General features: G+C 71.7%; 12 protein-coding genes. 6 read left to right on the top strand and 6 right to left on the bottom strand.

Going from position 1 to position 15,399, the window contains the following annotated elements:
- Window positions 1-62: 62 nt before the first annotated feature.
- From ABZ896_RS05690 to serA, 4 genes are all read left to right on the top strand, one after another.
- Window positions 63-1,910 (top strand): acetolactate synthase large subunit, encoded by a 1,848-nt coding sequence (locus tag ABZ896_RS05690; protein ID WP_360922437.1) that lies wholly within the window; start codon window positions 63-65, stop codon window positions 1,908-1,910.
- 21 nt (window positions 1,911-1,931) lie between these two features.
- Entirely contained in the window at window positions 1,932-2,456 is a 525-nt protein-coding gene (gene ilvN / locus ABZ896_RS05685; RefSeq protein WP_062026806.1) for an acetolactate synthase small subunit, read from the top strand.
- A 112-nt stretch (window positions 2,457-2,568) separates the two neighbouring features.
- Window positions 2,569-3,567 (top strand): ketol-acid reductoisomerase, encoded by a 999-nt coding sequence (gene ilvC, locus ABZ896_RS05680; RefSeq protein WP_360922433.1) that lies wholly within the window; start codon window positions 2,569-2,571, stop codon window positions 3,565-3,567.
- A gap of 228 nt (window positions 3,568-3,795) precedes the next feature.
- Entirely contained in the window at window positions 3,796-5,385 is a 1,590-nt protein-coding gene (serA, locus tag ABZ896_RS05675) for a phosphoglycerate dehydrogenase (protein ID WP_360922430.1), read from the top strand.
- Between the two features lie 8 nt (window positions 5,386-5,393).
- On the opposite strand, the gene ABZ896_RS05670 is transcribed toward serA, so the two are convergent.
- Complete coding sequence (locus tag ABZ896_RS05670) at window positions 5,394-6,923, bottom strand: MFS transporter (RefSeq protein ID WP_360922427.1); 1,530 nt, start codon at window positions 6,921-6,923, stop codon at window positions 5,394-5,396.
- Window positions 6,924-7,000: 77 nt separating this feature from the next.
- Between ABZ896_RS05670 and ABZ896_RS05665 the strand changes: the two genes are divergently transcribed.
- Window positions 7,001-7,579 carry a TetR/AcrR family transcriptional regulator gene (locus ABZ896_RS05665; protein WP_360922425.1) on the top strand — a complete coding sequence of 193 codons (579 nt, stop codon included), beginning with the start codon at window positions 7,001-7,003 and terminating at the stop codon, window positions 7,577-7,579.
- Here ABZ896_RS05665 and ABZ896_RS05660 read toward each other — a convergent pair.
- The 5 genes from ABZ896_RS05660 to ABZ896_RS05640 all read right to left on the bottom strand — a co-directional run bounded on the left by ABZ896_RS05660 (window position 7,533) and on the right by ABZ896_RS05640 (window position 13,701).
- On the bottom strand, window positions 7,533-8,237 hold the full coding sequence (locus tag ABZ896_RS05660; RefSeq protein WP_360922422.1) for a dipeptide/oligopeptide/nickel ABC transporter ATP-binding protein: 705 nt from the start codon (window positions 8,235-8,237) through the stop codon (window positions 7,533-7,535). The two genes, ABZ896_RS05665 and ABZ896_RS05660, sit on opposite strands and share 47 nt — an antisense overlap.
- Window positions 8,234-9,436, bottom strand: a complete 1,203-nt coding sequence (locus ABZ896_RS05655; RefSeq protein WP_360922420.1) for an ABC transporter ATP-binding protein — start codon at window positions 9,434-9,436, stop codon at window positions 8,234-8,236. Before ABZ896_RS05655 ends, ABZ896_RS05660 begins: the two co-directional genes overlap by 4 nt.
- Window positions 9,426-11,198 (bottom strand): ABC transporter permease subunit, encoded by a 1,773-nt coding sequence (locus ABZ896_RS05650; RefSeq protein WP_360922417.1) that lies wholly within the window; start codon window positions 11,196-11,198, stop codon window positions 9,426-9,428. The genes ABZ896_RS05655 and ABZ896_RS05650 overlap by 11 nt, the downstream gene beginning before the upstream one ends.
- Window positions 11,199-11,506: 308 nt before the next feature.
- A complete protein-coding gene (locus ABZ896_RS05645; protein WP_360922414.1) occupies window positions 11,507-12,988 on the bottom strand; it encodes an ABC transporter substrate-binding protein in 1,482 nt (493 codons plus the stop codon).
- Window positions 12,989-13,068: 80 nt separating this feature from the next.
- A complete protein-coding gene (locus ABZ896_RS05640; protein ID WP_360922411.1) occupies window positions 13,069-13,701 on the bottom strand; it encodes an HAD family hydrolase in 633 nt (210 codons plus the stop codon).
- A 158-nt stretch (window positions 13,702-13,859) separates the two neighbouring features.
- Between ABZ896_RS05640 and ABZ896_RS05635 the strand changes: the two genes are divergently transcribed.
- Window positions 13,860-15,389: an FAD-dependent monooxygenase gene (locus tag ABZ896_RS05635; RefSeq protein WP_360922408.1), complete on the top strand. Its 1,530-nt coding sequence runs from the start codon at window positions 13,860-13,862 to the stop codon at window positions 15,387-15,389.
- Window positions 15,390-15,399 lie beyond the last annotated feature (10 nt).

The raw sequence follows: 15,399 nt of genomic DNA, 5'->3' as shown, positions 1-15,399 counted from the left end.
CAGCCTTCCCGCACAGCTTCCCCACCTCAGCACCAAACCCTCAGCATCGAGAAGAGACGACGATGACCGAGCAGGCCACCGGGGCCCATCACCCGCAGCCGCGGCCCCGATCCGGAGGACAGCCGTCCGCCCCCGAGCACGTCACGGGCGCGCAGTCCCTCATCCGCTCTCTCGAGGAGGTCGGCGCCGAGACCGTATTCGGCATCCCCGGCGGTGCGATCCTCCCGGCGTACGACCCGCTGATGGACTCCACGCGCGTGCGGCACGTCCTGGTCCGCCACGAGCAGGGCGCGGGCCACGCGGCCACCGGCTACGCGCAGGCCACCGGCAAGGTCGGTGTCTGCATGGCGACCTCCGGCCCCGGCGCCACCAACCTGGTCACCCCGATCGCGGACGCCCACATGGACTCAGTGCCGCTCGTGGCGATCACCGGCCAGGTGGCCTCCAAGGCGATCGGCACGGACGCCTTCCAGGAGGCGGACATCGTCGGCATCACCATGCCGATCACCAAGCACAACTTCCTGGTCACCAAGGCCGAGGACATCCCGCGGATCATCGCGCAGGCCTTCCACATCGCCTCGACAGGGCGTCCCGGTCCGGTCCTGGTCGACATCGCCAAGGACGCCCTCCAGGCGCAGACGACGTTCTCCTGGCCGCCCGTCATGGACCTGCCCGGCTACCGCCCGGTGACCAAGCCGCACGCCAAGCAGATCCGCGAGGGCGCCAAGCTGATCACCCAGGCCAAGCGACCCGTCCTCTACGTCGGCGGCGGTGTCATCAAGGCCGGCGCCACCGCCGAGCTGAAGGTCCTCGCGGAACTCACCGGAGCGCCCGTCACCACCACCCTGATGGCGCTCGGCGCCTTCCCCGACAGCCACCCGCTGCACGTGGGAATGCCGGGCATGCACGGTTCGGTCACCGCCGTCACCGCGCTGCAGAAGGCCGACCTGATCGTCGCCCTCGGAACCCGCTTCGACGACCGCGTCACCGGCAAGCTGGACAGCTTCGCCCCGCACGCCAAGATCGTCCACGCCGACATCGACCCGGCCGAGATCGGCAAGAACCGCGCCGCCGACGTGCCGATCGTCGGGGACGCCCGCGAGGTCATCGCCGACCTGGTCCAGGCCGTCCAGAAGGAGCACAGCGAGGGCCACCAGGGCGACTACAGCGCCTGGTGGAAGGACCTGTCCCGGTGGCGCGAGACCTACCCGCTCGGCTACGACCAGCCCGCCGACGGCTCCCTGTCCCCGCAGCAGGTCATCCAGCGGATCGGGCAGCTCGCCCCCGAGGGCACGATCTTCGCCGCGGGCGTCGGCCAGCACCAGATGTGGGCCGCGCACTTCATCGAGTACGAGAAGCCCGCGACCTGGCTGAACTCCGGCGGCGCCGGAACCATGGGCTACGCGGTCCCGGCCGCGATGGGCGCCAAGGCGGGCGCCCCGGGCAACACCGTCTGGGCGATCGACGGCGACGGCTGCTTCCAGATGACCAACCAGGAACTCACCACCTGCGCCCTGAACAACATCCCGATCAAGGTCGCCATCATCAACAACGGCGCCCTCGGGATGGTCCGCCAGTGGCAGACCCTCTTCTACAACCAGCGCTACTCCAACACCGTGCTCCACAGCGGCCCGGAGGACGTCAACCCGGACGCGAAGGGCACGCGCGTGCCGGACTTCGTGAAGCTGTCCGAGGCGATGGGCTGCGTGGGCCTGCGCTGCGAGCGTCCGGAGGACCTGGACAAGGTCATCGCGGAGGCCAACGCCATCAACGACCGTCCCGTCGTCGTCGACTTCATCGTCCACGAGGACGCGATGGTGTGGCCGATGGTCGCCGCCGGCACCTCCAACGACGAGATCATGGCCGCCCGGGACGTCCGCCCCGACTTCGGCGACAACGAAGACGACTGAGAGCCGTAAAGGAAGCAGATCATGTCCAAGCACACGCTCTCCGTCCTGGTGGAGAACAAGCCGGGCATCCTCGCCCGGATCGCGGCCCTCTTCTCGCGCCGCGGCTTCAACATCGACTCGCTCGCCGTCGGGGTGACCGAGCACGCCGACATCTCCCGCATCACGATCGTGGTGAGCGTCGACGCCCTGCCCCTGGAACAGGTCACCAAGCAGCTCAACAAGCTCGTCGAGGTGCTGAAGATCGTCGAGCTGGAGCCGGCGCAGGCCGTCCACCGTGAACTCGTTCTGGTGAAGGTGCGCGCCGACAACGAGACGCGCTCCCAGATCGTCGAGATCGTCCAGCTGTTCCGCGCCAAGACCGTCGACGTCTCCCCGGAGGCCGTCACGATCGAGGCCACCGGCTCCAGCGACAAGCTGTCCGCGATGCTGAAGATGCTGGAGCCCTTCGGCATCAAGGAACTCGTCCAGTCCGGCACCATCGCGATCGGCCGCGGCGCCCGCTCCATCACGGACCGCTCGCTGCGCGCGCTCGACCGCAGCGCGTAAAGCTGGGTACGGGCGGCTCCCGGGCCGCCCGTATACCGAGACCCCGAGTCTTCACTTCCGCCCGCCGTCATACGGTGGGACGCAACACCTGCACTCAAGGAGAGAACCCAAAGTGGCCGAGCTGTTCTACGACGCCGACGCCGACCTGTCCATCATCCAGGGCCGCAAGGTCGCGGTCATCGGTTACGGCAGCCAGGGCCACGCCCACGCGCTGTCGCTCCGTGACTCGGGTGTCGACGTCCGCGTCGGTCTGCACGAGGGCTCCAAGTCCAAGGCGAAGGCCGAGGAGCAGGGCCTGCGCGTGGTGACGCCGTCCGAGGCCGCCGCCGAGGCCGACGTCATCATGATCCTCGTCCCGGACCCGATCCAGGCCCAGGTCTACGAGGAGCACATCGCCCCGAACCTGAAGGACGGCGACGCGCTGTTCTTCGGCCACGGCCTGAACATCCGCTTCGACTTCATCAAGCCCCCGGCGAACGTCGACGTCTGCATGGTCGCCCCCAAGGGCCCGGGTCACCTCGTGCGTCGTCAGTACGAGGAGGGCCGCGGCGTTCCCTGCATCGTGGCCGTCGAGCAGGACGCGACCGGCAACGGCTTCGCGCTCGCGCTGTCGTACGCCAAGGGCATCGGCGGCACCCGCGCGGGCGTCATCAAGACGACCTTCACCGAGGAGACCGAGACCGACCTCTTCGGTGAGCAGGCCGTTCTCTGCGGTGGTACGGCCGCGCTGGTCAAGGCCGGTTTCGAGACGCTGACCGAGGCGGGCTACCAGCCGGAGATCGCGTACTTCGAGTGCCTGCACGAGCTGAAGCTCATCGTGGACCTCATGTACGAGGGCGGCCTGGAGAAGATGCGCTGGTCGATCTCCGAGACCGCCGAGTGGGGCGACTACGTCACCGGCCCGCGGATCATCACGGACGCCACCAAGGCCGAGATGAAGAAGGTCCTCGCCGAGATCCAGGACGGCACCTTCGCGCGTGAGTGGATGGCCGAGTACCACGGCGGTCTGAAGAAGTACAACGAGTACAAGACCGCGGACTCCGAGCACCTGCTGGAGACCACGGGCAAGCAGCTGCGCAAGCTGATGAGCTGGGTCGACGAAGAGGCGTGAGCCTCGGGTGACGGGGTCGGAGCGGTCAGCTCCGGCCCCGTTGTCCAACCCGTCGGATCACGTCCGGGTGATCCTTCCGCAGAGGCGCAGGACGACCTCGGCCGCGCCACTACACTGCCGTACTACATACGCGTCAGGCCCACAACGTCGTGCGTCTCCACGCGGCTAGCCCCTCCACCGCCTGCGGCCGTCGGGACGGCCGTCCGCATTGGACCTGTGAGGACTCACGTGAGCTCGAAACCTGTCGTACTCATCGCTGAAGAGCTGTCGCCCGCGACCGTGGACGCGCTTGGTCCGGACTTCGAGATCCGGCACTGCAACGGCGCGGACCGCGCGGAGCTGCTGCCCGCCATCGCCGACGTCGACGCGATCCTGATCCGCTCGGCCACCAAGGTGGACGCCGAGGCGATCGCCGCCGCGAACAAGCTGAAGGTCGTCGCACGAGCCGGCGTCGGCCTGGACAACGTCGACGTCTCCGCCGCCACCAAGGCCGGCGTGATGGTCGTCAACGCCCCGACCTCCAACATCGTGACCGCCGCCGAGCTGGCCTGCGGTCTCCTCGTCGCCACCGCCCGCCACATCCCGCAGGCCAACGCCGCGCTGAAGAACGGCGAGTGGAAGCGCAGCAAGTACACGGGCGTGGAGCTGGCCGAGAAGACCCTCGGTGTCGTCGGCCTCGGCCGCATCGGCGCGCTCGTCGCGCAGCGCATGTCCGGGTTCGGGATGAAGGTCGTCGCCTACGACCCCTACATCCAGCCCGCCCGCGCCGCCCAGATGGGCGTCAAGGTGCTGTCGCTGGACGAGCTGCTCGAGGTCTCCGACTTCATCACCGTCCACCTCCCCAAGACCCCCGAGACCGTCGGCCTCATCGGCGACGAGGCGCTGCGCAAGGTCAAGCCGAGCGTGCGGATCGTCAACGCCGCGCGCGGCGGGATCGTCGACGAGGAGGCGCTGTACTCGGCGTTGAAGGAGGGGCGCGTCGCGGGCGCCGGTCTCGACGTGTACGCCAAGGAGCCCTGCACGGACTCCCCGCTCTTCGAGTTCGACCAGGTCGTCGCCACCCCGCACCTCGGTGCCTCCACCGACGAGGCCCAGGAGAAGGCCGGTATCGCCGTCGCCAAGTCGGTGCGCCTGGCCCTCGCCGGTGAGCTGGTGCCCGACGCGGTCAACGTCCAGGGCGGTGTCATCGCCGAGGACGTCAAGCCGGGCCTGCCCCTCGCCGAGCGCCTCGGCCGCATCTTCACCGCGCTCGCGGGCGAGGTCGCGGTCCGCCTCGACGTCGAGGTGTACGGCGAGATCACCCAGCACGATGTGAAGGTGCTGGAGCTGTCCGCCCTCAAGGGTGTCTTCGAGGACGTCGTCGCCGAGACGGTGTCGTACGTCAACGCCCCGCTGTTCGCGCAGGAGCGGGGAGTTGAGGTACGGCTGACCACCAGCTCGGAGTCGGCCGACCACCGTAACGTCGTCACCGTGCGCGGCACGCTCGGCAGCGGCGAGGAGGTGTCGGTCTCCGGCACGCTGGCCGGCCCGAAGCACCTCCAGAAGATCGTCGCGGTCGGGGAGTACGACGTCGACCTGGCCCTCGCCGACCACATGGTGGTGCTGCGGTACGAGGACCGTCCCGGTGTCGTCGGCACGGTCGGGCGGATCTTTGGCGAGGCGGGTATCAACATCGCCGGGATGCAGGTGTCGCGGTCGGTGGCCGGTGGCGAGGCGCTGGCGGTGCTGACCGTGGACGACACGGTGCCCTCCGGGGTGCTGGCCGAGGTGGAGTCGGAGATCGGGGCGACGTCCGCGCGTGCGGTGAACCTCGTCTGACCTCTGGTTCAGACGCCGGACGGGCTGAGATTGTTCAGCTCGTCCGGCGTTTTGCTGTTCACCTTGACTCGCCGCAGTGTCGTCGCCGCCAGTACCGCCGCTCCCACCAGCACCACCGCCCCCGCGATCGCCGCCCCCTGCATCCCGCTGGTGAACGCCTCCCTGGCCGTCGTCGCGAGGCCGGGGGAACGGTCGGCCACCGCCAGCGCGCCACCCAGCGTCTCGCGCGCCGCGTCCGGCGCCGAACCCGGCATCTCGTGGCGGTAGATCGCCGTACCGATGGAGCCGAGCACCGCCATCCCGAGCGCGCCGCCGAACTCCGAGCCCGTCTCCATCAGTGAGGATGCGCTGCCGGCCCGCTCCACCGGCGCGGTGCCCATCGCCAGGTCCATGATCTGGGAGATCACGACGACCCCGCCGACGGCGAGAACGGCGCACGCGGTCAGCACCAGCCACATCGAGTCCGTACCGGCGAGGGCCAGCACCCCGAACCCGGCCGCGGAGACCACGAAACCCCCGGTGACGACATGGGCGCGGTCGACGCCCTTCGCCACCAGGCCCGTCGCGACCGGCGCCGCCGCCCCGATCGGCACCGACGGCAACAGCGCCCACAGCGCCGCCTCCAGCGCGCTCTTGCCGAGCACGGACTGGAGGTACTGCGTGGTGAAGTAGGCCGAGCCCATGATCCCGAACGCCGAGACGAGGTTCAGCGCCACGGAGGGCGCGAAGCCGCGGCCGCGGAAGAGGGCCGGGTCGATCATCGGGGAGGCCGTGGTGCGCTGGCGGTGGACGAAGAGGACCGCGAAGAGCAGGCCGACGGTGATCGAGACGACGTAACCGACGTTCCAGCCCTCGGACGGGATCTCCTTCAGGCCGTAGATCACGGGCAGCACGGCGGCCATCGACAGCGGGACGCTCAGCCAGTCGAAGCGGCCGGGGTGCGGCTGTCGTGACTCCGGGAGCAGGACCGGGCCCAGGACCAGCAGCAGGGCCATCGCCGGCAGGTTGACCAGGAAGACCGAGCCCCACCAGAAGTACTCGACCAGCACCCCGCTCATCACCGAGCCGAGCGCGATGCCGGCCGTCATCACGCCGGACCACAGGCCGATCGCCTTCGCGCGCTGGCCGGGGTCGGTGAACATCGTGCGCAGCAGGGCCATCGTCGAGGGCATCAGGGTCGCGCCGCCGATGCCGAGGAGCGCGCGGGCGGCGATCAGGGTCTCGGCGCTGTTCGCGTACGCGGCGAGCAGCGAGGCGGCGCCGAACGCGGCCGCGCCGCCCAGCAGGAGCCGGCGGTGGCCGACGCGGTCGCCCAGCGAGCCCATCGTCATCAGCAGGCCCGCCAGCACGAACGCGTAGATGTCGAAGATCCACAGCTGCTGGGTGCCGCTCGGCTCCAGGTCGGCGCTGATCGAGGGGATCGCGAAGTAGAGGACGGAGACGTCCATCGAGACCAGGAGCAGCGGAAGCATCAGGACGGCGAGGGCGGTCCATTCACGGCGGCCGGCCAGGGGACCGGCAGGAGTCGGGTTCGTCATGACGGGGACTATACGAGCGTCTTAAACGCTTGTCTATGACGCTTGTATAAATCGCTTGTATAGATAGGCTGAGCAGTATGGGACACCGTGAGGATCTGCTCGAAGGCGCCAAGCGCTGCCTGCTGGAGAAGGGGTTCCTGCGCACGACCGCGCGGGACGTCGTCAGGGAGTCGGGGACGAACCTCGCGTCGATCGGGTATCACTACGGCTCGAAGGACGCGCTCCTGGCGGAGGCGTACGTGGCGCTCGTCGGGGAGATGGGTGACGCGTTCGAGGGTGACGGAACAGGTGAGAGCGCGACCGCGCCCGGGTCGGTCGAACGGTTCCAGGAGGTGTGGGCGAACATCATCGGCACCCTGCGGGAGCCGATGTGGCGCCTCAGCATGGAGGCCATCACCATGGGTGGCCAACTGCCCGAGGTCCGCGACCACTTGGCGCGGGCCCAGCGTGAGGCCGGGCGCGGTCTGATCCCGCTGCTCATGGGCGGGCGCGAGGAGGACGTGTCCGACGCGACCGCGGACACCCTCGGCATGTTCTACGTCACTCTGATGACCGGCCTCATCGCCCAGTGGACCTTCGATCCCGAGACCGCGCCGGGGGCGGAGCAACTCACCGAAGGGCTGCGCCAGATGATCGAGGCCGCCACTCCGAAGTGACCCGCCCGTCCCGCATCTCCAGCACCCGGTCCGCGAAGTGCCGTACGACCGCGCGGTCGTGGCAGATGAAGAGGTAGCCGAGGCCCAACTCGTCCTGGAGGTCGGCGAGGAGGTTGAGGACGCCCGCGCGGACGGAGGGGTCCAGCGCCGACACCGGTTCGTCCAGGACGAGCAGGCGCGGCTCGGAGGCCAACGCGCGGGCGATTCCGGCGCGTTGGCACTGGCCGCCGGAGAGTTCGTGCGGGCGGCGGTCGCCGTACGACGGGTCCAGGCCGACCCGGTCGAGGAGTTCGGCGATCCGCGCGGGCGTGGGCCGCAGTCCGCGGATCCGCAGCGGTTCCGCCACCGCGTCCCGGATGCGGTGACGGGGGCTGAGGGAGCCGTACGGGTCCTGGAAGGCGGGCTGCATACGGGGGCGGAGCGGGCGCAGCTCGCGTTCGCTGAGGCTCGTCAACTCCCGCCCCTCGAAGCGGACTTCGCCACCGGCCGGGCGGCGCAGCTGGAGCACCGCCAGCGCGGTGGACGACTTGCCGCAGCCGCTCGGGCCGTTCAGGGCGAGCGTCTCGCCCGCGGCGAGCGTGAAGGAGACGCCGTTCACGGCGGTGGCCGTGCCGTAGCGGACGACGAGGTCGCGGACGTCGAGCAGGGGCGCGCTCACGGGTTCTCCAAGGGGTGGCGCGGGGAGGGGTGATGTGGGGCGGGGGGAGCCGGTGAGTGGTGGCCTGGCGGGTGGTGGCTCGGTGCGTGGTGGCCCGGCGGGTGGTGATCCGGCAGCTCCCCGTGGTGGCAGGCGACCGATCGCTCGTCCGCCCACCGCGGCTCCGGTTCCTCGTGGCGGCACAGGTCTGTCGCCAGTGGGCAGCGGGAGGTGAAGGGGCAGCCTGGGGGGAGTGCGCCCAGGGTGGGTGGGGAGCCGGGGAGGGTGGGCAGGCGGCGGCGCGGTTTGTCGTCCGGGTGGGGGAGGGAGGCGAGGAGACCCTTGGTGTACGGCGCCCAGGGGTGGGCCAGTACTTCCTGCGCCGGGCCCGTTTCCACCGCGCGGCCCGCGTACATCACCAGGACCCGGTGTGCGTGCCGCCGTACCGCATCCATGTCATGGGTGACCAGCACCAGCGCCGTGCCCCTCGACTCCCGTTGGTCGGCGAGGAGTTGGAGTACCAGCTCGCGGTGGTCGTCGTCGAGGGCGGTGGTGGGCTCGTCGGCGACCAGGACGTCCGGTTCGTTGACGGTGGCCATCGCGACGACCGCCCGCTGCCGCATACCACCGGAGTACTCATGCGGATGGGCACGGGCCCGGCGGGCCGCGTCCGCGATGCCCACGCGCTCCAGCGCGGCCACCGCGAGGGCGCGAGCCTCCCGGCGGCCCACCCGGCGCACCGACCGTACGGCGGCGGCGAGTTGGTCGCCAACCGGGTGGACGGGGGACAGTGCGGCGAGGGCGTCCTGCGGGACGAGGGCGATCCGGCTGCCGCGCGCGCCCGACAGGTCGGGGTGGACCGTGCCCGTGACCGTCGCCTCCTTGGGCAGCATGCCGAGCAGCGCCCGCGCGGTCAGACTCTTGCCCGCACCCGACTCGCCCACCAGCGCGAAGACTTCGCGTGCATGGACGTCGAACGACACCCCGCGCACGGCTTCGACGCCGTCGAAGGCGATCCGCAGGTCACGGACCGAGAGCAGCGGCAGGGAGACCGACGGGTCGGCGTCCGGAAGGCGGGACTTGGGGGACCAGGGCTCCGGGGGCCGGGCTTCCAGCGGCCGGTGTTCCGGGGGCTGGGCCTGCAACGGCCAGGGCTCCAACGGCCAGGGCTCCGGCGGCTGGGCCTCCGGCGGCCGGTGCTTCAGGGGCTCAGCCTCCAACGGGGGCCTCCTTCACGGGCGTTCGGCGCCGGGGCCGCTTTCCGGTGTCGTGGGGCGTGGCCTTGCGGCCCTGTGCGTACGCCGCGCCCGACACCGCGAGGCCCGCCAGTAGGGCCAGGGCGAGTGCCGGGGCGAGGGCGGCCCAGGGGGCGCGTTCCACGTAGGCGCGGGACTCGTCGAGGAGCAGGCCCCATTCGGGGGCGGGCGGCTGCGCGCCGAGGCCGAGGAAGCCGAGGGAGGCGAGTGCGAGGGCGATGCCGGGCAGGCGCAGGAGGGCGTGCCGGGCGACGGGTGCGGCGACCGAGGGCAGCACGTGCCGGGTGAGGATCCACAACGGGGGTGCGCCGAGGGCACGTTGGGCCAGCAGGAAGGAGGAGGCGCGGACCTCCTGGACCAGGGCGCCCGCGTGCGCGGCCAGCGGGGGCCAGGAGATCAGGGCGACCGCGAGGGCGGCACCGCCGGTGCCGGGGCCGGCCGCGGCGGCGACCAGGATGCCGACGATCACCGGGGGCAGCGCGTTGGCGATGTCCGCCGCCCCGGCCGCGACACCCGGCAGGAATCCGAGCGCCAGCCCGACCAGCAGACTCAGCAGGCAGACGGCGGCCGCGGTGCCGACGGTGGGGGCGGCGCCGTGGCCGAGCCGGGCCAGCACGTCCCGGCCGAGGCCGTCGGTGCCGAGGGGGTGGGCCCAGGAGGGCGCGGCGAGACGGTCCGTGGTGTGAACGGCGTACGGGTCGCGCAGCAGGCCCCAGCCGATGGCCACGGCGAGGACTGTGAACAGGGTCAACGGGATCGCCGGGTGTGTACGGACCGGTCGGGCCGGAGGCAGGGAGAGGGAGGCGTCACGGAAGGCCGGGCCGAGCAGCCACCGCCGTGTGAACGCAGTCAATGCGCCCACGGCCAGCCCGAGCAGCAACAGTGTGAGCACCGCGCCCTGGAGCAACGGCAGATCCTGCGACTTGGCCGCCCCCAGCGCCGTACGCCCGATGCCCGGCACCGCGAAGACGGTCTCCACGGCGACCGCGCCTCCGGTCAGCCCGACTGCCGCCATCCCGAACTGCGGGACCAGCGGCGGCAGTACGCGTCGGAGCGCGGCCGCCGCGAGGTACCGGCGCGAGACGCCCGCGCCCCGCCACAGCTCCACCCACCGTTCCTCCAGCACCGAGGGCAGTGCGTCCGCGACGAGCCGGCCGAGCAGGCCGCCCGCCGGGACACCGAGGGCGAGCGCGGGCAGCACCATGTACGCCGGGCCCTGCCAGCCGGAGGTCGGCAGCCATCCCAGCCACACGCCGAACAGCAGCAACGCGACCGTGGCCAGCAGGAATTCGGGCACCGCGGCCAGCATCGCGGCCCACGCCCCGGCCGACCGGCGTCCCCGCACCAGCACCGGCGCGACCAGCGCGCACGCCAGCAGCACGGCCACCGCGAAGGCCGCGCCCATCAGCGCGAGCGAGACCTGGAGCCCGGAGACGACCGACGGCAGCACGTCCGTCCCGGACACCCACGAGGTGCCGAGATCCCCGTGCAGCAGATCGGACGCCCAACTCCCCAGCAGGGAAAGCGGACCGGCGTCCAGCCCGAGATCCCGTCGTACGGCGTCCAGGGCCTCCTTCGTCGGCTCCTGCTCGGCGGAACGGGCCCGCAGGACGGTCAGCGCGGGGTCCCGCCCGGAGAGCCAGGGGAGGAGCCCGACGGCGGCGACGACGGCGAGGAGGGCGAGGGCGCGGGTGCCTCCGGCGGTTGTGGGGGTGAGCGTGCGCATAATTCCTGCGGCGATACGGGTGGTCGTACGGCTGGGTTCGGCGGGGGATGTCGGCCTGCGGGGGGATGCGGGTGGGCTGGTGGATGTGGGGGTGTCTACGGGGGTGGGTGGCACCGTGCCTGCGGGTGTGGGGGTGCCTGCGATTGCGGGCGGCTCCGTGTGTGTGGGTGCGGGGGTGTCCGCGGGTGGGGGCGGCCTCGTGCCTGCGGGCGCGGAAGTGTCTGCGCGTGTGGGCGTAGGGCCGGGGGCGGGCGTCGGAGCCGGTGTGGGCGTTGGGGCCGGTGTAGGTGGCCCCGGGTGTTCGGGGCTCACTTGACGTACGTGTCGGCCGTAATCAGCTCGCGTTCGCGCGGGTCGTGGGCCGCGTCGACGACTTCGGACGCGTCGCCCTGGATCACCCGCTCGTGGAGCATCGGGACGGCCGCGTCGGTGGCGAGGACGGCGGCCTCGGCGGCGATGACCGCCGCGCGCCGGGCCTCGCCGGTGCCGGTCGCACCGGCCTTCTTCAGCGCCGAGTCCACGTCCGCGTCGGCGAGTTGGGAGATGTTGAAGGAGCCGTCGGAGGCGAAGTCGCTGTAGAGGTAGGCGGCCGGGTCACCGGAGTCGAGGACGGTGGCCCGGGAGAGGACGAACGCGTCGAACTCGCCCGCCAGCGCGTCGGATTCGATGTTGGCGTACTCCCGGACGTCGAGCTTCACCTTGAACCCGGCCTTCTGGAGCTGCTGTTGCAGCGCGGCCGCCACCTCGGGGAGTTCGGCGCGGTCGGTGAACGTGCCGATCGTGACGCTCGCGCCGTCCGGCTTCCCGGCCTGCACCCGTTCGACAGGCTTCCGCAGGCCGGCGGCCCAGGGCAGCGCGGGCCCGAGCAGCCCCTCGGCGACATCGGCCCGCCCCTCGTACACGCCCGCCACGATCGACTGCGCGTCGATCGCCTCGCGGGCGGCGGCGCGCAGCGAGGCGTCCTTGAAGGCGCCCCTCCCGGTGTTCAGGTAGAGCGTGTTGGTGCGGGGCATGGGGACCTCGGTGACCAGGTCCTCGTCGAGCAGCGCGGCCTGCGAGACGGGCACCGCCTCGACGATGTCGGCCTCGCCGCTGCGCAGGGCGGCGGCGCGGGCGGTGCCGTCGGGGACGAACTTCACGTCGATTCCGGGGGACTTGGCCTTGGCACCCCAGTAGCCGTCGTAGCGGTCGAGGCTCGCGGAGGAGGTGCCGTTGACGGAGACGAGTTCGAAGGGGCCGGTGCCCGCGCCGAGGGGGTTCACCGTCTTCCCGGTGTACGCCTTCGCGGCGAGGATCGACAGCTGGGGCGAGCTGAGGCGCTGCGGGACGAGGGGGTCCTCGGTGCCGGTGGTGACCGTGACGGTGTCGGCGTCGACGGCCTGCGCGGTCAGCTCGACGCCGTCCAGGATGCGGGGCTTGGGGGCGGCGGAGGCGGCGCGGGCGAGCGAGCGTACGACCGCTTCGGCGTCGAGCTTGGTGCCGTCGTGGAAGGTGACGCCGTCGCGTATCTCGAAGGTCCAAGTGCGGCCCTGCTGCCGCCACTTGGTGGACAGCCCCGGTTGGGCGTCGCCGTCCGCGTCCAGCTTGACCAGCGTCTCGGCGGTCGACCAGCGCGACAGCTTGAACGCGTCGTCGGAGAGCGGGGACAGCCCGGAGCGCGGGGGCTGCATCATCGCGACCCGGACCCGCTTGCCACCGTCCCCGGCCTCGCTGGGCGCGCCCGAGAAGCAGCCGGTGAGCAGGGTGGACGCCAGGGCGGCCGGGAACAGGTGGCGGGCGGACAGGCGCACGGGACCCTCCGGGTAAAGGGGTGGTCAAGACAGCGATCGCGCCGACCGTAGCATGATGACAATCATTTCCAATAATCGGTTCAGGGGCTGGTCAGGAGGCGGAGGGCGGAGACGGTGTCCGGAGCGATGTGGGTGGGCCGGTAGCCGCTCTCCGCCCACGGCCGCCCGCCCGAGACCCACACGCTCCGTGCGCCGACCGCGAGCCCGCCCCGGATGTCGGCGCGCGCCGAGTCGCCGATCATCCAGGCGCCGTCGAGGGGGAGCCCGGCGGCCGCGGCCGCCGCGTGGAAGATCTCCGGCTCGGGCTTCCGGCAGCCGGCGGCCTCGGAGACGACCCAGCCGTGGACGAGCCGGTCGAGACCGGCGTGCCGGATCTTCGCCTCCTGCTGTCCGGTCCGGCCGTTGGTGACGATCACGCAGGTCCAGCCGTCGGCGACGGCCTCGGCGAGCGCCTCGCGCACGGGCGCGTCGAGGGTCGTCCGGGCGATCACACCCCGGTCGAGGAAGCCCCGGGCGTCGAGGCCGCCGTAGCGCTCGGCGATGGCGCTCGCGACCTCGTGGCGCGGTGTGCAGCCGCTCGCGTCCAGGGTCGTCAGCCAGTCCAAGTCCCCCTCGGGGAGGCCGTGTTCGGCGAGGAGGGTGGCTGCCGTCGAGCGGAAGGCGGCGTCCCGGTCGATCAGGGTGTTGTCGAGGTCGGCCATGAGGAGGGGCATGGTGGGTCTCCCAGTGCCGGGCGGATGCCGAACGTGGCGATCATGCGGCGACTGTAGACGGCTCGTACGTCGACTTTCTCCCTGGTTGCCCGGAATCGGGCATGATTGAGGGGTGAGCCCAAGCCCAAGCCGAGGCCCAGGAGCGTGAGGAACTCGTCGTGGACGCCGAGGTGGACGTACTGATCGTCGGAGGCGGGCCCGTCGGGCTCACCGCGCGGCTGCTGCTGGAGCGGTGGGGCGTGCGGGTCGAGGTGGTCGAGAAGCGCCGCGAGCTGTCGCCGTTCCCGCGCTCGCGGCTGGTCAACGTGCGGTCGATGGAGATCTTCCGGGGGCTCGGGCTCGCCGAGGGGATCGCGCGGCAGGCGTTCGCGGCGGAGTACGGCTCGATCTGCTTCCGGGACACGCTCTACGACCGTGACTTCGCCGCCGCGGATCTGGTCGGGGTGCGCGGGCCGGTGCCGGAGAGCCCCGTGACCGGGGTGGTCACCTCGCAGGACCGGCTGGAGCCGCTGCTGCTCGCGGCGGGGGAGTCGCCCGTGCGGTTCGGGGCCGAACTCGTGGGCCTCGCCGAGGAGTCGGACGGTGTGACGGCCTCGCTCGTGGACCGGGCGAGCGGGGCGGAGAGCCGGGTGCGGGCCAGTTACGTGCTCGGCGCGGACGGGGCGAACTCCACCGTGCGGGAGTTGCTCGGGATCGGCACCGACGGGCCTGGTGCGCTGGGCAGTTTCACCACCGTCGTCTTCGACGCCGACCTCGGCCACTGGGAGGCGCGGCGGCCCGCCGGGGTCTACATCACCGCGCACGGCACCTTCCTGCCGCTGTATCCCGAGGGCGGCTGGGCGCTGTTCGGCGCGACGCCCGACGACCCCGGGCGCGCCGACTGGGCCGAGACCGTCTCGCGTGCGCTCGGGCCCCGCGCGGAGGGGGCGGTCAAGGTGCTGCGGGTCCAGCACTGGGTGATGAACGCGTTCGTGGCGGACCGACTCCGGTCGGGGCGGGTGCTGTTGGCAGGGGACGCAGCGCACTCGATCCCGATCACCGGCGGGCTCGGTATGAACACCGGGCTCGCCGATGTGCACAACCTGGTCTGGAAGATGGCGGGAGTGCTGCGGGGGTGGGCCTCGCCGGCGCTGCTGGACAGCTACGGGCCGGAGCGGCTGTCCGTCGCTCACCGGACGCTCCAACAGGCGGTCGAAAACGCCCGGTTGATGATCCAGGTGCAGACACGGCGGCAGGAGCAGCTGCGGGCAGGTGACGTGTCGGCACCGGTCGAACTGCCGTGGTCGGAGCGGTACTTCGCCCAACTCGGACTGGTCCTCGGGGTGTCCTACCGCTCCACGGCGGTCTTCGGCGCCGGGGGTTCCGGCGAGACGGGTACGGAGTACGTCCCAACCGCCCAACCAGGGCACCGTGTACCGCACTTGTGGCTCGGGGGCGGCCGCTCCACGCTCGACGCGTTCGGGGAATGGTTCACGCTGCTCACCGCGGATGCCGGGCACTGGGGGCAACTGACCGTGGGGGACTGGCCGTTGAGGGTCGAGTGCCTTCCCGAGGAGCATGCCCTCGGCCTCCCTCCGCAAGGGGCCCTGCTCGTCCGCCCCGACGGGCACGTCGCCGCCCGCTGGGACGAACGCCCTCCCGCCGACACGGCACTGCGTGACGCCCTCGGCGCGCTCACGGGCTGCTGAGCACCCGGGC

The organism is Streptomyces sp. NPDC047072 (assembly GCF_040643855.1).
GTDB lineage: Bacteria > Actinomycetota > Actinomycetes > Streptomycetales > Streptomycetaceae > Streptomyces.
This window is presented reverse-complemented; position numbering and strand designations above follow the sequence as displayed.